At 55.8% G+C, this 22,545-nt stretch carries 17 protein-coding genes; 10 read left to right on the top strand and 7 right to left on the bottom strand.

Annotation, left to right across the window (positions count from 1 at the left end; all coding sequences use genetic code 11):
* From dppC to dppF, 3 genes are read left to right on the top strand one after another with little or no spacing between them, the layout of a single operon-like run.
* Nucleotides 1-903: a dipeptide ABC transporter permease DppC gene (gene dppC / locus AAIG39_RS03900; RefSeq protein ID WP_090083731.1), complete on the top strand. Its 903-nt coding sequence runs from the start codon at nt 1-3 to the stop codon at nt 901-903.
* A 10-nt stretch (nt 904-913) separates the two neighbouring features.
* Nucleotides 914-1,897, top strand: a complete 984-nt coding sequence (gene dppD, locus AAIG39_RS03895; RefSeq protein WP_090083732.1) for a dipeptide ABC transporter ATP-binding protein — start codon at nt 914-916, stop codon at nt 1,895-1,897.
* Nucleotides 1,894-2,904, top strand: coding sequence for a dipeptide ABC transporter ATP-binding subunit DppF (gene dppF / locus AAIG39_RS03890; protein WP_090083734.1), 1,011 nt, complete (start codon nt 1,894-1,896; stop codon nt 2,902-2,904). The genes dppD and dppF overlap by 4 nt, the downstream gene beginning before the upstream one ends.
* A gap of 127 nt (nt 2,905-3,031) precedes the next feature.
* On the opposite strand, the gene AAIG39_RS03885 is transcribed toward dppF, so the two are convergent.
* The 6 genes from AAIG39_RS03885 to AAIG39_RS03860 all read right to left on the bottom strand — a co-directional run bounded on the left by AAIG39_RS03885 (nt 3,032) and on the right by AAIG39_RS03860 (nt 9,702).
* A complete protein-coding gene (locus tag AAIG39_RS03885; RefSeq protein ID WP_090083735.1) occupies nt 3,032-4,630 on the bottom strand; it encodes a regulator in 1,599 nt (532 codons plus the stop codon).
* A 19-nt stretch (nt 4,631-4,649) separates the two neighbouring features.
* On the bottom strand, nt 4,650-5,045 hold the full coding sequence (locus AAIG39_RS03880; protein ID WP_090083737.1) for an allophanate hydrolase-related protein: 396 nt from the start codon (nt 5,043-5,045) through the stop codon (nt 4,650-4,652).
* Between the two features lie 29 nt (nt 5,046-5,074).
* Entirely contained in the window at nt 5,075-6,028 is a 954-nt protein-coding gene (locus tag AAIG39_RS03875) for a carbamate kinase (RefSeq protein ID WP_343193235.1), read from the bottom strand.
* Nucleotides 6,021-7,421, bottom strand: a complete 1,401-nt coding sequence (locus AAIG39_RS03870; protein WP_343193234.1) for a YlbE family protein — start codon at nt 7,419-7,421, stop codon at nt 6,021-6,023. The genes AAIG39_RS03875 and AAIG39_RS03870 overlap by 8 nt, the downstream gene beginning before the upstream one ends.
* A 3-nt stretch (nt 7,422-7,424) precedes the next feature.
* Nucleotides 7,425-8,972, bottom strand: a complete 1,548-nt coding sequence (gene fdrA / locus AAIG39_RS03865; RefSeq protein WP_343193233.1) for an acyl-CoA synthetase FdrA — start codon at nt 8,970-8,972, stop codon at nt 7,425-7,427.
* A gap of 67 nt (nt 8,973-9,039) precedes the next feature.
* Entirely contained in the window at nt 9,040-9,702 is a 663-nt protein-coding gene (locus tag AAIG39_RS03860) for a cysteine hydrolase family protein (protein ID WP_090083744.1), read from the bottom strand.
* Between the two features lie 239 nt (nt 9,703-9,941).
* Between AAIG39_RS03860 and AAIG39_RS03855 the strand changes: the two genes are divergently transcribed.
* Entirely contained in the window at nt 9,942-10,760 is an 819-nt protein-coding gene (locus tag AAIG39_RS03855; protein ID WP_343193232.1) for an oxamate carbamoyltransferase subunit AllH family protein, read from the top strand.
* Here the strand turns inward: AAIG39_RS03855 and AAIG39_RS03850 are convergent.
* Nucleotides 10,752-11,663 (bottom strand): LysR substrate-binding domain-containing protein, encoded by a 912-nt coding sequence (locus AAIG39_RS03850; protein WP_249569495.1) that lies wholly within the window; start codon nt 11,661-11,663, stop codon nt 10,752-10,754. The genes AAIG39_RS03855 and AAIG39_RS03850 overlap by 9 nt on opposite strands.
* 560 nt (nt 11,664-12,223) lie before the next feature.
* On the opposite strand from AAIG39_RS03850, the gene bcsO reads away from it, so the two are divergent.
* Genes bcsO through bcsD form a run of 6 tightly spaced genes read left to right on the top strand, consistent with a single transcriptional unit; the run spans nt 12,224 to nt 22,537 of the window.
* Entirely contained in the window at nt 12,224-12,838 is a 615-nt protein-coding gene (bcsO, locus tag AAIG39_RS03845; RefSeq protein ID WP_343193231.1) for a cellulose biosynthesis protein BcsO, read from the top strand.
* Nucleotides 12,829-13,632: a cellulose biosynthesis protein BcsQ gene (bcsQ, locus tag AAIG39_RS03840; protein ID WP_090083750.1), complete on the top strand. Its 804-nt coding sequence runs from the start codon at nt 12,829-12,831 to the stop codon at nt 13,630-13,632. Before bcsO ends, bcsQ begins: the two co-directional genes overlap by 10 nt.
* Nucleotides 13,633-13,649: 17 nt before the next feature.
* Nucleotides 13,650-15,764 (top strand): UDP-forming cellulose synthase catalytic subunit, encoded by a 2,115-nt coding sequence (gene bcsA / locus AAIG39_RS03835; protein ID WP_343193230.1) that lies wholly within the window; start codon nt 13,650-13,652, stop codon nt 15,762-15,764.
* Nucleotides 15,761-18,061 (top strand): cellulose biosynthesis cyclic di-GMP-binding regulatory protein BcsB, encoded by a 2,301-nt coding sequence (bcsB, locus tag AAIG39_RS03830; protein WP_343193229.1) that lies wholly within the window; start codon nt 15,761-15,763, stop codon nt 18,059-18,061. The genes bcsA and bcsB overlap by 4 nt, the downstream gene beginning before the upstream one ends.
* A gap of 13 nt (nt 18,062-18,074) precedes the next feature.
* Complete coding sequence (locus AAIG39_RS03825) at nt 18,075-22,058, top strand: cellulose biosynthesis protein BcsC (RefSeq protein WP_343193228.1); 3,984 nt, start codon at nt 18,075-18,077, stop codon at nt 22,056-22,058.
* Nucleotides 22,058-22,537: a cellulose biosynthesis protein BcsD gene (gene bcsD, locus AAIG39_RS03820; RefSeq protein ID WP_090083757.1), complete on the top strand. Its 480-nt coding sequence runs from the start codon at nt 22,058-22,060 to the stop codon at nt 22,535-22,537. The genes AAIG39_RS03825 and bcsD overlap by 1 nt, the downstream gene beginning before the upstream one ends.
* The last annotated feature ends 8 nt before the right edge of the window (nt 22,538-22,545 follow it).

Below are 22,545 nucleotides of genomic sequence, written 5' to 3'. Positions count from 1 at the left end.
ATGTCACAAGTTACTGAAAATAAAGTTATCTCTGCACCGGTGCCGATGACCCCGCTGCAGGAGTTCTGGCACTATTTCAAGCGTAATAAAGGCGCGGTTGTTGGTCTGGTTTACGTGATACTGATGCTGCTTATCGCCGTTTTCGCGAACGTGCTGGCGCCGCATAACCCGGCGGATCAGTTCCGCGATGCGCTGCTGGCGCCGCCGGTATGGCAGGATGGCGGCACGTGGTCGCATATTCTGGGTACCGATGACGTAGGTCGCGATACCCTGTCGCGTCTGATGTTTGGTGCGCGCCTGTCACTGCTGGTCGGCTGTCTGGTGGTGGTGCTGTCCCTGATCATGGGGATTATCCTCGGTCTGGTGGCTGGCTACTTTGGCGGTGTCGTGGATAACATCATCATGCGTATTGTCGACATCATGCTGGCGCTGCCGAGCCTGCTGCTGGCGCTGGTGCTGGTGGCGATATTCGGCCCCTCGATAGTCAACGCATCGTTAGCGCTCACCTTCGTAGCCTTACCGCACTATGTACGTCTTACCCGTGCTGCGGTGCTGGTGGAAGTTAATCGCGATTACGTTACGGCTTCCCGCGTGGCGGGTGCTGGCGCGATGCGTCAGATGTTCGTCAATATTTTCCCTAACTGCCTTGCGCCGCTGATTGTTCAGGCGTCGCTCGGTTTCTCGAACGCCATTCTCGACATGGCCGCCCTCGGCTTCCTTGGCATGGGCGCGCAGCCGCCAACACCGGAGTGGGGCACTATGCTCTCTGACGTGTTGCAGTTCGCGCAAAGCGCCTGGTGGGTCGTGACCTTCCCCGGTCTGGCGATCCTGCTGACGGTGCTGGCATTTAACCTGATGGGTGACGGCCTGCGTGATGCGCTCGACCCCAAACTGAAGCAGTAAGAGGTTCGAGATGGCGTTATTAAATGTTAATAAATTATCGGTGCATTTCGGCGACGAAGGCAGCGAGTTTCGCGCAGTAGATCGCGTAAGCTACAGTGTGAATCAGGGTGAAGTGGTTGGCATCGTGGGCGAGTCTGGCTCTGGTAAATCGGTCAGCTCGCTGGCGATCATGGGGTTGATTGACTTCCCGGGCCGCGTGATGGCGGAACATCTGGAGTTTAACGGCCAGGACCTGAAACGCATTTCGGAAAAAGAGCGCCGCAGTCTGGTGGGTTCCGAAGTAGCGATGATATTCCAGGACCCGATGACCAGCCTGAACCCCTGCTATACCGTTGGTTTCCAGATTATGGAAGCGATCAAAGTGCATCAGGGCGGCAACAAACATACCCGCCGCCAGCGCGCGATTGACCTGCTCAACCAGGTCGGTATTCCTGACCCGGCATCAAGGCTGGACGTTTATCCTCATCAGCTCTCCGGTGGGATGAGTCAGCGTGTCATGATTGCTATGGCCATCGCGTGTCAGCCGAAGCTGCTGATTGCCGATGAACCAACTACCGCGCTGGATGTGACCATTCAGGCACAAATCATCGAACTGCTGCTTGAACTGCAGCAGAAAGAGAATATGGCGCTGATTTTGATCACCCACGATCTGGCGCTGGTGGCCGAAGCAGCACATAAAATCATCGTCATGTATGCAGGACAGGTAGTGGAAACCGGCGCAGCGAAAGATATCTTTCGCGCGCCGCGTCATCCATATACCCAGGCACTGTTGCGTGCGCTGCCGGAGTTTGCGCAGGATAAAGCCCGTCTGGCGTCGCTACCGGGCGTCGTTCCCGGTAAGTATGACCGCCCGAATGGCTGTCTGCTGAACCCGCGTTGCCCCTATGCAACGGACCGATGCCGTGCCGAAGAGCCTGCGCTGAATACCGTCGATGACGGACGCCAGTCGAAATGTCACTACCCACTCGATGATGCCGGGAGGCCCACACTATGAGTACGCACGAGGCCGCCACGCAACCGCTGTTGCAGGCTATCGACCTGAAAAAACATTACCCGGTGAAGAAAGGGCTGTTTGCTCCGGAACGCCTGGTAAAAGCGCTGGACGGGGTATCGTTCACCCTGGAACGAGGCAAAACGCTGGCGGTGGTGGGCGAATCCGGGTGTGGTAAATCCACGCTGGGCCGTCTGCTGACGATGATTGAAACCCCGACCGGTGGTGAGCTGTACTACCAGGGGCAGGATCTGCTGAAACACGATCCGCATGCGCAGAAACTGCGCCGGCAGAAAATCCAGATCGTGTTCCAGAACCCGTACGGTTCGCTGAACCCACGCAAGAAAGTGGGACAGATTCTGGAAGAACCACTGCTGATTAACTCCTCGCTGAGCAAGGAAGAGCGTCGTGAGAAAGCGCTGGCGATGATGGCGAAAGTTGGCCTGAAAACCGAGCATTACGACCGCTATCCGCACATGTTCTCCGGCGGTCAGCGCCAGCGTATCGCTATTGCCCGTGGCCTGATGCTGGACCCGGACGTGGTGATCGCCGATGAACCGGTCTCCGCGCTGGACGTTTCTGTCCGTGCGCAGGTACTGAATCTGATGATGGATTTACAGCAGGATTTGGGGCTGTCCTACGTCTTTATCTCTCACGACCTGTCAGTAGTGGAACATATTGCCGATGAAGTGATGGTGATGTACCTGGGTCGCTGCGTGGAGAAAGGCACCAAGGACCAGATTTTCTCTAATCCGCGCCATCCGTACACCCAGGCGCTACTCTCTGCGACGCCGCGCCTGAACCCGGACGATCGCCGCGAGCGCATTAAGCTCACCGGCGAACTGCCCAGCCCGCTGAGTCCGCCACCGGGTTGTGCGTTCAACGCACGCTGCCGTCGCCGCTTCGGTCCCTGTACCCAGCTGCAGCCGCAGTTGAAAGACTACGGTGGCCAGCTGGTTGCCTGCTTCGCGGTCGATCAGGATGAAAACGGCGAGAAGCCACAGGCGTAACGCGCTAAAAAAACCGGAGCTATGCGCTCCGGTTTTTTTATACCTTCCCGGATGTGCTGACGCTTATCCGGCTACGATTTTCAGAGCTCGATAAACGCAGCGCATCGGGGAATTGCCTGCTCCGGATTCAGTTCATCGGCTCACTGTCGTTATCAATCGGCGACCAGTCGAGCTTGCCCTGCTCACGCACCTGACGCCAGGCGAGGAAGGTTAGCATCACCGTCACCACCGCATAGGCGAAGGTCACCGTCGGCGAGGCGTTAACCGCCATCTGGTGTCCGTGAATAAACCCAAAGAAAGAGAGCACCGTGGCGGCAGCAGCATAAACAGCCGCCCAGTTAAAACGACGATCAATGATAAACGCGGCAATCGCCCCCATCATCAATCCCGCCAGTACGGCTCCTCCACCGGTGGTTGCCATGCCGTTATAAAGCACGCCGTTGTTGGCCATATTAGCCATCACCTCAGCAGGCAGATTCACCGTATTGGCGCCTGCCGCATTCAGTGCGCCGTCGACCTGCGTTTTCGCCCATTCCGCGATATTGGGTACCAGCGCCAGAATAATGGCTGGCGCATGGCGTTTCGGCGACACCTGGAATGCCTGCGCGCCAATCACCAGCCCGATAAACAGCAGAATCGGCACAATCGCAACCAGCGGAATAATCGACAGCAGCAGCGCAGTAAGCCCAAGGAAACAGACAATTGCCATCGCAATACCTGTCGCCAGCGAATAACCGATGCGTCCGCCCATCGCTTTCCAGCCAGGGTGACCGATATAGACTGCAGGCGGGAACGGCGAGCCGAGCAGTGCCCCGACAATCGCGCCCACACCATCTGCCGCCAGCACCGCACGCAAGTTATAGCTGTCGCCGCCCACTGCCGCCGACTCCACATTATTCAGAATCTCGGTGAAGTTGAAGATACCCAGGGGGATCGCCGTCACCAGCAGCGGCCAGACCATTTCCGACGGCACACTGAACACATCGCCAGTAATGGAAGGCAGGTGTAATGCAAAATTGCCCGCGGCTTCTTTTACTGCAGCCGGGTTCATAATATTACTCAGGCCCAGCAGCGTTGCACCCCAGCCCAGTACGCAGCCAACGATAACCACCGCCAGCCCACCCGGCAAACCGAATGGCAGGCGGACATTACCGACCCAGTTGAGCAGGATAATGGCGAAGCAGATAACGCCTATCCATGCGGTATCAAACATCTGATAAGCCGGGCGCATTGCGATAAAGGCGATCGCGATCCCGGCCAGCGTCCCCAGCATGGCGGCACGCGGGGTGTATTTCCGGATAGTTGGGCCAACGACGACGCCGAGCAGAACGATAACCCCGACGATCATCGCCCAGATAAGGCCCAGCTTCCACGCCAGCATCCAGTCTTTATGAATCAGTAATGTAGGCAGCATCACCACAAAGACCACGATAAACATATGCGGTACGCTGGGGCCGTAAGGCAGGGCGGTGACATCATTACGGCCTTCGCGCTGGGCTAATTTCCAGGCGAGCCAGGCGTAGAAAAGATTTCCGAGGGGAAGTGCAATGCCCAGAGCGGGCAGGATACGACCATAAACCGTTGTTGCCGGGATTTGCGCGACGTACAGTGCCAGACCTGAGAGCACCAGCACATTCAATAACACATTCGTGAACAGACCAAAAAAAGCATTTAAATCGCCCGCGACCCAGAGCTGTGGCCGATGAGCGAGATTTCCTTGCGCCATGATCCTACTCCTGACGTTATCAAGCTGTCATATAGTGGCCGGTATAAGCTCTCCAGCCTCCCAAAGAGGTAATTTCTTTTTGTCCTTCCACCAGCCAGGGTTCGGCCAGCACACCCAGTACTTCACTACCGTCACTTAACTCCACTTTGCCAACGCATAACCCGGCCGGTTCTTTTTGCAGAATGTCCCCCAGTCCGGCAGGGGGCACGGCCCAAATTTCCAGCGCAATCCGCCCGCCCTCTCCGGGTGTGCGAATCATGCCTGGGTGGTTATCATTAATGCTCCAGCAACGGTAGCAGGCGGCGGTAGTGTCTTCACGAACAAACTCAGCCTGTGCGGCAATCATATTAGGATTGAGCGCAAGGCCACGCATTAATGTGCCATTAACGGCGAGTAAAATCTTATTATTTATCATGAATTTTTGCTCTGGAAAGCTTATCAGTATTAGCAGGTAAAACGAGTACCGCCATTGCCACTTAGCGCGCGGGAAATGCCCTGCGGCGTGGTAATCAGGCCCAGCCCCTGCGGTTGAGCGCGCAAGTAAGTCAACATGGCCTCAATTTTTGGGGCCATGCTGCCCGCGCCAAATTCGCTGCTTTGCAGCAGCGCTTCTGCTTCGGCGAGTGAAAGCTGGCTAAGCCAGCGCTGCTGCGGTGAACCAAAATTGACGGCCACTTGCTCGACGCCCGTCGGGATGAGCAGCATGCCAGCATTTAGTTCACAGGCTAATAGCGCCGAGGCGCGGTCTTTATCAATCACTGCCTGCGCCGCAACCAGCATGCCGTTACTATCGCGCCAGACCGGAATGCCGCCGCCACCGCAGGCTATCACCACTACGTTCTGTGCCAACAGGTCGCGAATGATGGGGGTCTCGATAATTTCCAGCGGCGCCGGGGAGGGGACGACACGTCGCCAGCCGCGTCCTGAATCTTCGGCAATATGCCAGCCTTGCGTTTCTGCGAGACGGGTTGCCGTTTCGTGGTCCATCCAGGCACCGATAGGTTTATCCGGCGTTGAGAATGCCGGATCGTTTGGGTCAATACGGGTTTGCGTCACCAGCGCCACAACGCGAATAGCGGAAAAACCCTGAGCCGCCAGGGCATTGCACAACGCGTTCTGGAACATAAAGCCAATCGCGCCCTGTGTATCGCCAACCGCATACTCCAGCGGTACGGTGGGCGCTGCATCTTTAGCGACTTCACTGCGGCGCAGGATAAACCCCACCTGTGGGCCGTTGCCGTGTGTTAATACCACTCGCCAGCCAGCGGCAATCAACGCCACTACATGGCTGGCGGTCTCTTTTACTGCTTCATATTGCTGCTCAAGCGCATTTTCGCCCGGCGAGCGGATCAGTGCGTTGCCGCCGACAGCGACGACAGCTATCTTACCGCTACACACGATCGTTCCCCTGCGACAATGCGTTCAGCCCGGCAATGAAGCACGCCAGCGGTGCGGTAGTGATACCCGCGCCAATTTGTCCGACGCCCGCCAGTTTATGGGCGATACCGGTATTGATAATGGGCAGAATATTGCTGTCAACAACGCGCCGCGCGTCAATGCCGCAGCCACTACCGACAAAATTAAGGGCTGGCAGGGTAAACGCCGGCTGGGTGGTTAAGGTAATTTCATGCATGGCCTGACTGTGTCTCACCGCATCAGCCGGGCTGCCGCCAACAAATTTAACGATGGCTGGTGACGCCGCCATGGCAAAGCCGCCAATGCCTGCGGTTTCCGTAATCGCGGAGTCGCCCAGATCTGCTGCCGCATCGTTAATGCCAAAACCAGGAAAAAACAGGCCATCAACCGGGTTTGCCGGTGCCTGGAACCAGCGATCGCCGGTACCGGAAAGACGGATACCGAAGTTGACGCCGTTGCGTGCCATCACCGTGACCATTGAGCTGTGCGGGACATCACTGGCGGCATCAAGCATCGATTTACAGGCCGCCATGGAAAGATTCAGGAAAAAGTGATCGTTGGCCGCGATAAACTCCAGCACTTCCGGCCCCTTTTCAAGACGCGCCAGATGGGAGGCAAGGCGGCGAAAGAACAACCCGCTGGCCGCGACGTTGCGGTTATGGCATTCATCACCCATATGTAGCGCCTGGGCAATCATTGGCTTAAGTTCTATATCGCCACTCATGGCGAGTGCCTGCTTGAGCACAGGAGCCAGCACATCGGCCATCCAGCGCAGACGGGTCAGGACATCCTCGTGGTTGGCGCCAAAGCGCAGCACTTTCCCCAGCCCTTCGTTGAAATTACAGTAAGCCCGGTTGCCATGCGTTTTATTCTCTACTATCCATACAGGCATAGAGGGGCTGATAATCCCCGCCATTGGCCCGGTGGCGTGGTGGTGATGGCAGGGTTCCAGCGCGACCTCGCCCTTTGCCGCCATTAGCATGGCCTGCTCAACGTTGTCGGCCCAGCTCTCGAGCACAATCGCACCGGCGATCGCCCCCTGCATGGGGCCACACATATCTGCCCAGGCGATGGGCGGGCCTGCATGCAGAATTTTGCGTTCTGCTGCCAGCGCCGGAATCGCTTCCTGCGCTGTACTGATGCCGATCAGCACCGGTTGCGCATCCAGGTAGCGCTGCAACGCGATGTCGTTTGCCGCATCCACGCGGGTATCCGCCATTAATTTCGCCAGCATCCAGTTAGCCTCTTCGTCACCGAATGCTGCGGGCTGCCATTGCAGATGCAAAACGTCCCCGCCTGCATCACGCAGATTATTGGCGAAACTCTCCAGGCCCAGGTTGAGCACGCTGAGCGGTTGTTGAAATAACGTCGTCATAATCTATTTCCGTTGAAGGGCTACAAAAGCCGCCAGCCGCGCGGCCTCGATATTGCTGTTTGCCACCAGAACGCCAGCCTGTTCCAGACGTTCAATTTGCTGCTGACGATTCTGAGGATCGTCTTCGGTCCCGCAAACGTGAGCAATCAGCAGAAGATGCCGCTGTGCTTGTGCGGCTTCTTGCTGCAAAGTGTCGAGCACGGGCAGCAATGTGGCGCAAGGATCTGCGCTGGCGCCGTAGCCCAGTACAATGTCAAACAGCAGGACGGCCGTGGCAGGATCGCGACCTTCCGATAACAGGCGTGCATTGCGCAGTTCGGGGTCAATCATGGGATGCGGTCGGCCCTGGGTGAATTCATCATCCCCCATATCAACCAGACTATGTCCGGTACCCTGCTGGCGGCTGCGTAATTCCGTGGCCCCACGGACAGGGACGTTGGATTCACATGACAGCCCCGCCGCCAGCAGGGCCAGTTGTGCTTCGTAACAGAATGTGCCACCGGCGAAAACGCCGCGAATGTCTTTTTGTTGTGCCGCCATTGCCCCGATGCTGTCCCGGGCTTTGGTAAGGAGAGATTCCCTGGTGTTGGTCTCTTTGGGCGCCTTTTTGCCCTCTAACGTGGCTACCGCAATCTCCGCTGCGTGACGCAGACTGAGTGCGGGCAGGACGCCTTCATATTGCAAACTGTGCTCGTCGGCGCCAAGGAAATGGACGACGACGGGTTTTTCACACTGGCGTGCGCAGGCCAGTACTTTTTGCATAATCCCTGGTGCTGGTGGTTTAGAAATGAGAACAATAAGTTGTGTTTCAGGGTCTTCTGCTAACAGGGTTATTCCCTGAATCATGCTCAGACCGCCGATTGCCTCGTGCAGATCCCGTCCGCCCGTGCCGATGGCCTGCGACACGCCAGCGCCAAGATGGTGAATATGGCAGCTGACCTCTTGTAATCCTGTCCCGGATGCCGCCACCAGGCCAATGGTGCCGCGGCGTACCACGTTGGCAAAGCCCAGCGGTAGACCGTTGATAATGGCCGTGCCGCAATCGGGTCCCATGACTAACAGCTGGTTTTGACTGGCGTAACGCTTGATGGCGGCTTCTTGCTCTTCCGGGACGTTATCGCTGAATATCATCACGTGCAGACCGTTACTCAACGCCTTAAGCGCTTCGGCAGCAGCATAGCGGCCTGGCACAGAAATCAGGGCAAAATTGGCCTCCAGCGCATCATGCAGACCCATTGCGATGCTGACAGGTATACGTTGTGTCGTACCGGAGACGGGTTCTACTGCGGCCGGGCGCAGTAATGAAGCCGCAAGTTCCAGCGCCGCTTGCGCAGCGGCTTCGCTGGCGTTCAGCGCAATTAACAGATCGTTAGGACGTGCGTCGATGACAATGTCCAGGCCTGCATCACGCATGCGTTCAATGTTAGCCGGGGTCGCCATGGCGACAGATGCCTGTTCTACCCCATCCAGCGCGTTGAGTTTGGCGGAGATCTGCATAAGGGAAACGGAGTCCTTATACAGGTTCGGAAAACATTGATAGTGCAGTGTCATCTTTTATCCTCGGGCAAAAACGGTACTCGCTTTGCTGCTTACTACGTTGTATCGGTGTACCGGAGCATCATGGGCGCAGTGCCGCAATGACCTCCGTTGAATGGCTCACCCAGCCGACAATGGCGCCCTGGGCTTTGATCATCGCCAGCGCCGCCTGATGAAATTCCGGAAAGTAGGAGGCACAGCAATCTTCTGGTATCACTAATTCATAGCCGCGATCGTTGGCTTCACGGGCGGTACTCTGCACACACACTTCGGTGGTGACGCCGCAGATAATGAGAGAGGAGATGCGCTGAGATTGCAGAATCAGATGCAGGTCAGTGGCGTAAAACGCCCCTTTACCCGGTTTATCAATCACCGGCTCGCCGGGCTGTGGCGCGAGTTCTGGAATAATGTCGTGGCCCGGCTGGCCCCGCACCAGAATGCGGCCCATCGGTCCTGGCTCGCCAATAAAGGTTTTGCCACCACGGGTGCGTTTGGCGGGCAGGCAATCGCTGAGGTCATCACGGTGCCCTTCCCGGGTATGAATAATCAGCAGACCCGCTTCGCGAGCGCTTTTCAACAATGCGGCACAGGGTTCGATAGCACGGCGAACGAGGGAGACGTCATTGCCAAGGGCTTCGCCAAAACCACCGCGTTCAACAAAGTCGCGCTGCATATCAATAACCACAAGTGCGGTGGTGGCGGGATCGAACTGAAAGTCAAAAGGTTGGGCTTTAATCGAGCGCATAAACGTCCCCTTGTTGATTCGCCTTTAACTGGAGTGTACGGAGTGATAACGCCGTTTGCGCAAAAAGGTTTTCTGCCTGAACCTCAAAAAATATGAGGCATATCTGTACGCGAAAACGCCATAATGCGTAAGTCGTGTACTGGCGAGGCTTTAGGCGTACAAGCGTCGGACTGGAATAAAAAAATGACCCAAAACAAGATAGCGGATTTGTGACCTCGCACCTATTAACTGGAGTGATAATGAGCTCAGGACGGGACGTTGTGGCGACACAACTTTGCGATGTGTTATTACCATGGTTCCCGGCGGTTTCCTGGCTTCGGGTGCATTCGGTTTTTCAGCGTGCCTGTAACATACAAACGCCGCAAGGGAGGTTATGGGTGGTGCAGGCGCGTGACATGCCTTTAGCCCCGGCGGGTATAGTGACTGACTGTGCTGATTTACGCCCTCTTTTTACCGTGGGGGAAAGGTTGCGCTGGCGCGATGAGACCTGCCTGTATGGTACAAAAGCGAGTATCGAACTGCGCTCAGCCAGGCCTGTTTCCACGCGGCTCGACCCCTGTGGCGAAGCACAAACGCTGGCGCGTCTGGCGGCAGAGATCGCGGCCTTTTTTAGCTATCAGCCGAAAAAAGGTATTCGCCTGGCGCTGCTAACGGACGATACGTTAATAGACGCACAGGCATCTCTGGTTCACTGGCTGCGCACCGGCGAAGGGGAGCTGGATGCACTGCTTATTCGCTTTATTGGTCGGGGGGAGGGGCTCACCCCCGCCGGGGATGATTTCCTGCTGGGCGTGTCACTGGTATTGAATCACTGGCGCTTTGCGCACGCAGCGGCATTAAACGCGGCGTTGCCCCCCTTACTTGACCGTACGACCGATATCAGTCGCGCCATGCTGGAGCAGGGCTGTGATAGCCGTTACAGCGCCCTGTTGCTGGCGCTGGCGACAGGCGCCAGCGAAACATGGCCTCAGGCGATTGTCCGTGTCGCCACTTATGGGCACTCTTCTGGTCACGATATGCTGGCCGGTATTCTCACGGCAGCGCATGCGTTAGCTTAATGCTGTAAATAACGCTTTCTGCACGTCCGGTTGTTTTAACTGCTGCAACCACCAGTTAAAACAGGGGCGCGGCGGCCTGCTTTGCCAGGCCAGAAACAGCGGCGTCGGTTGCTTACTCTCTTCAACCTGCAGGTGTACGAGTCGGCCATCATCAATATAGTGCTGGCAGATATGGCGCGGCAGAAAACCAATGCCCAGCCCTTTGAGATGCATAGTGATTTTTGCGTGGTAATCAGGCACGACCACCGCTTTTTGTCCCCGTAGTTGCCAGGCGACTTTGGGTTCAAGTTTTACCGAGGTATCCGGGATGCAAACTGCGGGATAACGACGCAGGTCGTCGGCACGCAGTGGACGATGAATGGCGGTAAGAGGATGATCGGGCGCGATGGCAAATAGCCATTCGGCCGTGCCTATCTCCAGGCAGCATATTTCTCCGGGTAATGCGACCTGGTTCGGCGCGGCAATAGCAATATCAGCCCGTTTTTCCAGTAAGGCATCCCAGACACCATCATGCACATCAATCGCGATATGAATCTCGGTTTGCGGGAAAAGCAATTCACTTTCTGACAGCAGCGTGTAAATCGGCCGCAGGCTGACGATATTATTAAGGGTGATATTGAGGCGTGTCTCTACCCCGGCGGCAATACGCTGGGTGGCAAACTGCAGATCGTCCAGTTGAGACAGGATAATCTGCCCCTTACTAATGAAATAATGGCCAGCCTCTGTTAATTCCAGCTGTTTCCCGAGGCGTTTGAATAACTTAAGTCCCAATTCGCTTTCCAGCTTATGAACCGTATAGCTGAGCGCTGTCGGTACTTTATGCAGTTCCTCTGCGGCTGCAGCGAAACTACCACAGCGTGCAATGGTGATAATCACATTCAATGCTTGTGCACTAATCAACATGCCGTCTCCCTTGCCGGATAGCGCGCTATTATTATTTAACGCATTACATGCCTCCAGACCGGCTTGCTCATCCGGCCTCTGCTAAAAACAGGCTTGTTGCGCTAATTCTCACAGTACTGGTGAGTTGTCGTTTTTTATCCTGGTTCTAAATCAAATATTTATTTCTAAATATTTCTGTAGGTTACTAATAATTAAAATGATCACTATTCATACTGGCGTAAAATCCTGTATAATATCTATTATTTAGGTTTTTATGTTAGTCATTCACATTAGGATGATTCTTGTATTGTTGTTCAATGCGGCGAATCGCTATTAACTACTTTAATGATTTTTAGAGAAAAAAAAGATAGCATGTGTACAGCTGAACTTTATATATTTGCTTGAAATAAACAGCGTGTTAGCACTGGTGTAATTTAACCACGCGATAATAAGGCGCATCGTTAATAGCCAAAGCACCTACGTACCCACATGACAGGCGAACAGCCTAATTATAAAACGAATCTGCCAATAACTGATCGCTCAGGTTATGCAGGTGGTGGGTATATAGTTTTTTGTAAATCATGAGTATAGCCATGAATCATTATGATGATTTGCAGAGGTTTAAGGATAAGACCCGCAACCAAAAATACGAATTTAAGGATCTTTCGGCGCAGAACCTCTCTCCTGACCATGGAAGTTGGGCGATCATGAATCAGCTCGCTCCTGCGTCTGAGGCGTCTAAACTGGCGATGGGTGGCCATGTCTCGCTACCGCAGCCGCAGGCTATTGCGCCGGACGTCTTTGCGAGCGCTGAGCGCCATGAGATCGTCGAACGCACTGAAAGTATCGATAGCACCGAAAATATCGAAAGTGCCGTAAGTACCGACAGCACCGAAAGCAGCATTGAAAGCGTGCTTCCTCCTGTTGACGCAGAAGTACCGGCGGTGACCGCACCGTCTATTTTCCGTGATATTGCCGGACAGCTTGCATCACAATCGGAGGCACCCGTTGCGCCTGTGGTCCGACAGGCGCCTGACCCGGTTTTACCCCCGGCAACGACCCCCCCAGCCTCGTCTGCGACAGTCTCTACTGATTACTCCCGGCTGTTTGCAACGAAAGCGACAGAACCAAAACCCACCGTAGAAAAAAACCAACCTTTACAATCTTTGCTAGAAAGGATCGCTGCATGCCGTTGATTTGTGTTTGTTCACCGAAGGGTGGTGTTGGGAAAACGACGCTTACGGCTAATCTGGCTTATGCCCTTGCGCGATCTGGCAGCAAGGTCCTGGCGCTGGATTTTGACGTGCAGAACGCGCTGCGCTTGCATTTTGGCGTCCCTCTGTCTGACGAGCGCGGTTTCGTCGCCAAAGCGGCAGAATCCTCGGACTGGAGCCAGTTTGTTTTGACCGCAGGCGGGAATATCTTTGTGTTGCCTTATGGTGAAGCCAGCGAAGAGCAACGCCTGTTTTTTGAAGAGCGTCTGACGAACGACGAACATTTTCTGATTCGTGGCCTGAACACGTTGCTGAATTATCCGGGCCTGATCATTGTGGCCGATTTTCCTCCCGGCCCGTCTGCTGCATTAAAAGCTATGTCGCGTCTGGCAGACCTGCATCTGGTCATCATGCAGGCGGATACGGCCTCTCTCTCACTGTTGCCTCATGTTGAAAATCACCGTCTGACCGGGGATGTCCTCAATCGAAAAGCGGGCCATTATTTTGTGCTCAACCAGAGCGACAACCGCCGTCAGGTCAGCCGGGATGTCACCGCATTTATGGAACAGAAACTAGGTAATCAGCTCCTGGGCGTTATTCATCGTGATGAGAGCGTCATAGAAGCGAATGCCTCGCAGCAATCGGTTTTCGACTTTAGTCCTGCATCCGCCGCTGCATTCGATATCGAACTCATTGCAAAAAGAGTCGCCGGAATCTTAGGCGTAAAAATCGGAGACGGCACGGTTCACAGTAAACCGAAAATGTCTGGTTTCTAATTCGCGCAGGGCAACCTATGAAAAAGTTCCTTTATGTTTTGCTGGTACTGGCAATGCTACCTGTTGCGCTGCTGGTCATCATTACGCCTATGGACAGCCAGAAACAGTATATTTTTGGTCTGCTCAGTATCGGTGTGCTGTTTTTGATGGGTTTCAGCAAAAAACGCAGCGTGTCGGTCATTATGGTGGTTATGTCGATTTTATTATCGACGCGTTATATGTATTTCCGCCTGACGCAAACCCTGCATTTTAATTCCGAAATTGAAACCATTCTTGGGATGGGTCTGTTTCTGGCAGAGGTCTACGTCTGGATCATGCTGCTGCTGAGCTACCTGCAGACGGTCTGGCCGTTAAAACGTGAGATCGTTCCACTGCCGGATGATATGAGCAAGTGGCCGACGGTAGACGTCTATATTCCTACCTATAACGAGCCACTAGATGTGGTGCGCGATACAGTGCTGGCGGCACAATGCATTGATTATCCTCGTGATAAAATGAACATCTATCTGCTGGATGACGGCAAGCGCCGCGAGTTTGCGGTGTTTGCCGCAGATGTTGGTGTTGGGTACATCACGCGTAACGACAATAATCACGCCAAAGCCGGTAACCTCAACCACGCCATGAAACTGACGCAGGGTGAGTTGATTACTGTGTTCGACTGCGACCACGTTGCCACACGCATCTTTCTGCAGGCGACGGTTGGCGGCTTCCTGAAAGATCCGAAACTGGCGCTGGTGCAGACACCCCACTATTTTTATTCGCCGGACCCGTTCGAACGTAACCTCTCCGTTGGCCGTAACATCCCTAACGAAGGGACGCTGTTCTACGGGCCAATTCAGCAGGGTAACGACAACTGGAACGCCACGTTCTTTTGCGGCTCCTGTGCGGTGATTCGCCGTAGCGCGCTGGAAGAGATTGGCGGTTTTGCCGTAGAGACTGTTACCGAAGATGCCCACACCGCGCTCAAGTTGCAGCGCCGTGGCTGGGGATCTGCGTTCCTGGATATCCCGCTGGCTGCTGGCCTGGCGACTGAGCGTCTGGTGCTGCACGTTATCCAGCGTACCCGCTGGGCGCGTGGTATGACGCAGATTTTCCGTCTGGATAACCCGCTTTTAGGTCGGGGCCTGACCATCCAACAGCGCCTGTGCTACCTGAGCGCCATGCTTTACTACCAGTTCGCGTTGCCGCGTATTGCGTTTGTGACCGCGCCGCTGGCCTATCTGCTGTTTAACCTCAACATCATTCACTCCTCCGCGAGTCTGGTGTTCGCCTATGCGCTCCCGCATCTGTTCCTCGCGATTTACGTTAACTCGCGTATGAACGGGCGGTATCGCTATAGCTTCTGGGGGGAGATCTACGACCTGGTACTGGCCTTCCACATTGCACTGCCGACCGTGGTGACGATGATTTTCCCGAAACGCGGCAAGTTCAACGTGACCGACAAAGGCGCGCTGCTGGACGTGGGGTACTTTGATTTTAGCGTGGTGCGCCCGCATCTGATTATCGCCCTGCTGCTGGCGGCCGGGGTGATTGCCGGTATCGTTCGCGCCTGTGCCCATGACTACTTCGGCGTGGATCCGCGCGTTATCGCCCTTAACGTCGGTTGGGGATTGTATAGTCTGATCTTTTTGTTGGCCGCGATTGCCGTTGCGCGAGAAACCCGGCAGACACGTAAAACCATTCGCATCGATGCTGAAATCCCGGTGCTGCTCCACCATGCCAGCGGCGTGGTGACTCGCAGCCATACCGCTGACCTGTCGATGGGCGGCTGCCGCATTGTGGCGCCGGATGATCGTCATCTGGATGATGAGATTGAAGAGACTGAATTGCTGCTGCAATCCGGCGCGATCCTCATTCCGGTGAAAACCATCGCCACGGATGAAGAGTCGATTCGTCTGATGTTTGAAGATATCCCGCTGGCCCGCCGTCGCGAACTGGTGCGCGTGGTGCTCTCCCGTGCGGACGCCTGGATTCACCCGCCGAAACCTCAGGACAACCCGTTCCGTTCGTTGGGTACCATTATGCGTTGTGTGTTCGACCTCTTCTGGCTCACCTGGAAAGACCGTCGTGAAAAGCGCCGTTTGCGCGCCGGACAGGATCAGGCCGCTTCTCAGGAGGAGGGCAACGCATGAAACGTCTGACAACACTGGCTGTGCTGGTCGGCTCACTCTTTATGATGCCGCTGCATGCCGAAGATACCTCCATCGAGTCGCTACTGAAATTAAACGAGCCGGCGGATACGGCACCCGTGCCTGTGCCACCGCCCGGAGCACCGGTATTTATTCCCTCGGTGGTTAACAGCATTAGTCTCGCACAGATGGGTTTTCCGGAAGGGATTTCCCTGACGGGGGGCCAGCTCCAGGGCGGCGCGTCCTTTACCCTCCCTGTGGACCAGGTAATCACGACGGCGCGGCTTGAACTGAACCTTAAAATATCGCCCGCGATGGTGGCGAAAAATGCCACCATGCAACTGATGCTCAATGGTCAGCCGCTGGGGACAGTACCGCTTACGGTGACCGACAGCGATACTGCGCGTTATCAGCTGGATATCCCGTCGGCGTTGATGGTATCGAGTAACAACCTGAGCTTTAAAATCAATGATGGCGATGCCATGCAGTGCCAGCGCGACCTGAGCGATAAATATCGCGTCACCATCCTGGCGGATTCCCATTTCGAGCTGGAAGGGCAGCAACTGGACATTGGCGCCGATTTAAGCCACTTCCCGCGCCCGTTCTTTGACAGCATGCAAATGACCCCGGCGGCGATCGCCATGGCCTTCCCGGCGAAACTGAGCCCCGATGCCTTAAGCGCCAGTGCGCTGATCTCATCATGGATGGGTATCCAGGCGGACTACCGTGGCGTGTCGTTTGCCGCCTATCATGACCGTTTGCCGGAAAAGAACGGCATCCTGATTGGTCATCCGGGTGAGCAAATTGGTGGCCTGACGCTACCAGATACCGAGCAGTCGTTGCTGAAAGTGGTCGATAACCCGGCTAACCCGGTTTATAAGCTGCTGTTGGTGGTGGGTAAAGATGATGCCAGCCTGCGCGCGGCGGCATGGCGTTTGACCCGGGGAAATTTCGCCTTTCAGACGCCGTCGGTGGATGTCACCAGCCAAACGATCCCGATGAGTAAGCCTTATGATGCGCCTCGCTGGATCTCCACCGATCGTCCGGTAAAACTTTCAGAACTGATCCGTAAGGATCAGAGCCTGACCACCACGGGTCTGTGGCACGATCCGTTGCGCGTGGCATTCCGTGCAGCACCCGATCTGTTCCTGTGGGATGGCGAAACGATTCCTCTGCATATTGGTTACCGTTTCCCGACGGAAAGCTGGATTGATGAAGACCGTTCGTGGCTCAGCATGACCATGAACGATACCTTCCTGCATAACCTGCCGGTGAATAAGCAGGGGGCGCTGGAAACGTTGTGGCATAAACTTGGCGGCGATGCGCGTCAGGAGAAGTTTGATATGCCGCTGGAGCCGTACATGATTTACGGTGACAACCAGCTCTCTCTGTACTTCAACATTCAGCCAAAGGCGAACGCGCCATGTAGCGTGCTGCTGAACAATAACATCAAGAGCCGTATTGAAGATGACTCGTGGATTGATCTCAGCCACACGCGACACTTCGCGCTGTTGCCGAACCTCTCCTATTTTGTGGGCGCTTCCTTCCCGTTCACCCGGCTTGCCGATTATTCGGAAACGGTGCTGATGCTGCCGCAAAACCCGACTGAAACGCAGATTGCCACCCTTTTGGATATGGCGGCCCGTTCCGGTAACGCGACGGGAACAGCGCTGGGTCACAACCGGGTGGTGCTCGGCGTACCCACTGGCGGGGCGGGGGCAGAACTCCTGAACGACCGCGATGTGCTGGCGGTCACGGGCCTGGATCAGCATGACTTTAACCGCGCGATCCTCAATAGCTCGCCGTTCGTGATGCATGACAGTACGTTGGGCGTACGCGAGCCGACAACCTGGGAGCGTATCAAACGCTGGATAACGGGGGACTGGGCATCAGACGGACTGGAAGCTGACCGCTACTTCTCCTCCAACGAAGCCTGGCGAGGGTTTGTCAGCTTCCCTTCACCGTGGAATAACGACCGTCTGGTGGTGCTGGCTATCGGCAGCAATGACGACCAGCTCTCACGCCTGCACGGCGACCTCGCCTCGGCGAAGATTAACGCCGGGATCCGCGGCGATGCAGCGGTGATCACTAATGAGAACGGCGTGCGTAGTTTCCGCGTGGGTGAGCAGTTCCCGAGTGGCGAGATGCCAGTGCAGATGCGGGTGATTTGGTATGCGAATCAGCACTCGGCGCTGCTGGCGATTTTGGGACTGCTATTTGGCTGCATCGTTGGTTCAGCAAGTTATGTCCTGCTGAGAAATCGCGCGAAACGACGTCTGGATCTGGACAACCGCAAATAAGAGGGTGACAAGAATGATGATAAAAACCGCCCGCCGTTTGACGACGCTGTGCCTGTCCAGCGTTCTCACTTTCGGTATACCAGGGCTGGCACATGCTGCCGCGAATGATGCCGCGCTCAAAGCCTTGTTTGATCAGGCGAATTACTGGCATGAGAAGTCCCACGATGACCTGGCGATGGAGTCGCTGCGCAAAGTGTTGATGGTGGATGCCAATAACACCCAGGCAATGTATCTGATGGCGTTATGGGCGCAGCAAAATGGCGATCTGCAAACCTCGTCCCAGTGGCGTACGCGTCTGGCGCAGGTTTCCCCTGATGATCCGGGGTTGCAGGCGCTGGATAATGCCAAACAGCTGACGCAGGTTCCGCAAGGGCAATTAAGCCTTGCCCGCCAGCAGGCGCGCAGCGGCAACGTACCGGCGGCGCTGGCGACCTGGCGCAGTATGTTTAATGGCGATACTCCGCCACCCAGCCTTGCCCCTGAGTACTATCAGACAATGGCGGGAGACAAAGCTCTTTATCCGCAGGCCGTAGCGCAACTGAAAAATTTCGTGATGCATAACCCGCAGGATACCGCTGCGCGTATTGCCCTCGGCAAAATCCTGACCTGGCGTGAAGAGACGCGTCGCGACGGCATTTTGTTGCTCGAACCGATGGCCAGCGGCAGTAAAGAGGCCGACGATGGGTTGCGTCAGGCGTTGCTGTGGTTAGGCCCGCAGGCGGGCGATGAACGCTTCTACGACACCTGGTTACAGCGCCATCCGCAGGATACGGAGGTTCAGAACTATTACCGTAAAAATGTCGGCGGCGCGGCGAAAGGTGAAGGCTATACCGCGCTGAACAGCGGCGATAACAGTGCGGCAAAAAGTAAATTTGAGCAGGTACTGCAAACCAACCCCAATGATGCCGACGCTCTCGCCGGGATGGGCTATATCGCCCAGCGTAGCGGTGATTACAAAGCGGCGGCACAGTACCTGAGCCGGGCAGCCAGTCAGGGCGGCGATGCCTCTGAGGAGCGTAAAAATCAGGCTGCGGACGCGGCGTTTTACGGCCAGCTCGCCCAGGCACAGCAGGCACTGAAAGAGGGCAATATCAGCCAGGCGCTGGCGCTTTCATCTCCGCTGGCACAAGAGAGTGGGGAGCGTGGCACGGCAGGGAAACTGTTCCGTGCCGCCGTACTGCGTCAGAACAAAGATTTTGCGCAGGCTGAACAGGCCCTGCGAGGTATCCTCAACGAGCAGCCGCAGAACGCCCCGGCGCGAGAAAACCTATATTACGTTCTGCGCGACCAGAATAAAACTGAGGAAGCTCAGGCGATGTTGCGTACTTTACCCGCCAGCCTGCAGGAAAAACTGCAGCCGCGCGTGGTGGCAGGCGCGCCTGGCGATCCGATTCGTCGTCAGGCACAGCAGTTGGTCCAGGCAGGTAACACTGACCAGGCGATTTCGGTGCTGCGTCAGGGGGTTGCACGCGTGCCGGATGATCCGTGGCTGCGTCTTGACCTTGCCCGTCTGCTGCAAAAATCCGGACAGGAAGGTGAAGCGGCAACGGTAATGATCCCGGCCGGGCGCGACGGCGCCAACAGCAACTCACTGTACGCCGCTGCGCTATATGCCAGTGAAAGCGGTGCCTGGCAGCAGGCCAGCTCTCTGCTGGCGCGTATTCCTCCGTCCAGCCGTAATAGCCAGATGCGCGATCTGGCGGAGAGTGTGAATTACAACCTGCAAATGGCGACGGCAGAACGTTACCTCGCGCAAGGGAATATGACCGCGGCGTCCAATACCCTGAAAGCGCTGGCCAGCCAGCCGCCGAAAAGCCCGGTCGATGCGGGGAAACTGGCGCGGATGCTCGCCCGTTCGGGTGATATCACCACCGCCGTATCGCTGGTGCGCAACAGTCTGAAAGATGGCGTAGAAGGCAACGCCGGGGATTATGCCGATCAGATAGCGGTACTTAATCAGGCAGGGCTCACTCAGGAAGCGCAAACCCTGATGTCGAACCCGGAGCTACAGGCGCGTAGTACGCCTGCTCAGCTTGCAGGTATCCGCAATGGCTATGTGATTAACGAAGCGGACAAACTGCGTGAAGAGGGCAATTACGCCGCTGCTTATGACAAGCTGATCCGTGCGCTGCAAAGCGACCCGCAGAACACCGATTTGATGTTCGCCATGGGCCGTCTGTACCAGACAGGCAAAATGAACAAAGAAGCGGGCGTGCTGTACGACTACCTGATGACCCGTGATACCGAGGATCAGGCGGCACGTGTTGGTGCTATCGACGTTGCGCTGGCTGAGAATAACGTGCAGAAGGCTACCACCCTTGCCAGCGGTCTGCGTAGCGATAGCTCACCGGAACGTATGCTGTTGCTGGCGCGTCTGGAAGAGGCAAAAGGCAACCATCAACAGGCGATGACCTACTTACGTAGCGCGCGCGGCAAACTGGTGGGGCTGGAGTCTTCTAACAGTGCTGCGACACCGACGATTGGCGGCGTACTGTTGGCTGATAATCCGTTTACCACCACCAGTAAAACGGTACCGCAATCAAGTTCGCCGCAGGCGTTGTACGGCACTATCCTGCCATGGCAGGTCGCGCAAGTGGCCCATGAGCCAGGAACCAGTTTGCCGGGCACAACCCGTACCGATTTGCCCGTCGAGACCGCGCAAAGCCGCACCCTGCGTCAGGTTGATAACATGATGCAGGAGATCGATGAGAAGAAAGGGATGTGGTTGCAGGGTGAGGTCGATATCCGTGGCCGCGACGGCGAGTCGGGCACCAGTAAACTGACTGAAGCCAAAACGCCGCTGACCTGGTCAAGTTCGCCGTTTGGTGAGTCGCGTTTCGAATTTACCGCCACGCCGATTACCCTGAGTGCCGGAAGTGCTTCTGGTGATGCCTGGCGCCGTTATGGGACGAACCCGCTGGCGAATGCGGTAAGTAATATTAGCAGTACTGTTATTGATGCCTATGAAGGTGAAACCGGAACTATCAGCCCGGTATCGCTTAGTGAATTGAATGCTGCATTGACGCCCTTTAAAAGCAGCGGATTAGCGCAACTGGCGGCTTTGTATAATTCCGGCACACTGCGTGCACTCAGCCAGTCGCAATATATGCACAACCTGGATGATGCGATTCAGGGCTCCACCGATTCGCAAAATGGGAACGGCGTTGAGCTTAATATGGCGCTTAGCGGTGATAGCTATCGCCTGGATATTGGCAGCACGCCGCTGGGCCAGGATCTGAATACACTGGTCGGTGGGGTGAAATGGTCACCTAAGTTATCTAACTACCTCTCATTGATCTTCACCGGCGAGCGCCGCGCCGTGACTGATAGTTTGCTCTCGTATGTTGGTTTGAAAGACGCCTACTCAGGCAAAACCTGGGGCCAGGTGACTAAAAACGGCGGTAGCGTACAACTGAGCTACGACGACGGTGACGCAGGCTTCTTCGTGGGAGGCGGTGGCTATAGCTACATTGGCGAAAATGTGGCGAGCAACACCAGCGCCAACGCCGATGCCGGCGTGTATCTGCGTCCGTGGCATGATGATTTTCGTCAGTTGCAGACGGGGTTAAGCGTTAGCTGGATGAATTTCTCGAAAAACCTTAGCTACTTTACCTATGGGCAGGGGGGCTACTTTAGCCCGCAGAACTATGTCAGCGTATCGTTACCCGTCGATTTCTCGCAAAAAATCGATAACTGGAAGCTGAGCCTGGGCGGATCGGTGGGTTACCAGTCTTACACCCAGGATAAGAGCGACTATTTTCCGAACGATCCCGAAGCACAGAGCATGCTGCAGCAACTGGCTAATTTGGGCTTTACCAAAGAAGCACAGTACGGCAGCAAATCGCAAAACGGGATTGGCTATACCTTCCGGGCAGGGATTGATTACAACCTGAATAAGAGCATGACCGTCGGCGGCAGGGTCGGTTACGACACCTTTGGCGACTACAACGAAAGTACTGCCGGGATCTGGTTCCGCTATATGTTGGGAGATAAATAATGACGTCGAGTACGGCTAATCCTTTACTGCTGTCTTATTTTCAACGTCAGCAAACGCCAGCCGGTTGGTTCGACCTGCTGTCGGTAATGGTTGATGGCATGGTGAGAAACGTGGGTGAGGCGGAAAGCCAGCCCTTCTTGCGCCAGATGGGAGAATCGCTGGCGGAACGTTTTCCCCTGCCAGCCTCGGAAACCATCGGCGAGCTTGAAGCCAACATCAACAGGCTGCTTGCGGAGTTTAATTGGGGCTATATTGATATTCAGGCCAGCGAAGAGGGATTGTCGTTCCGCCATCAGGGGCTACCGATTTCCCGGGATGAGAACAGCCAGACGCGTTGGTGTTACGCATTTTGCGCCATACTGGAAGGACTTTATTCCCGTTGGTTGCAGGGACAGGGCGGAAAATCGCATCTCGCTTTTAGCCGCGAACGGCTTTACTCCGTATCGGACGTTGTGTTCCGCTACGCTAACCCACAATGAGTCTGAGT

It is taken from the genome of Phytobacter palmae (assembly GCF_039409775.1).
In the GTDB taxonomy this organism is placed as follows: domain Bacteria; phylum Pseudomonadota; class Gammaproteobacteria; order Enterobacterales; family Enterobacteriaceae; genus Phytobacter; species Phytobacter palmae.
This window is presented reverse-complemented; position numbering and strand designations above follow the sequence as displayed.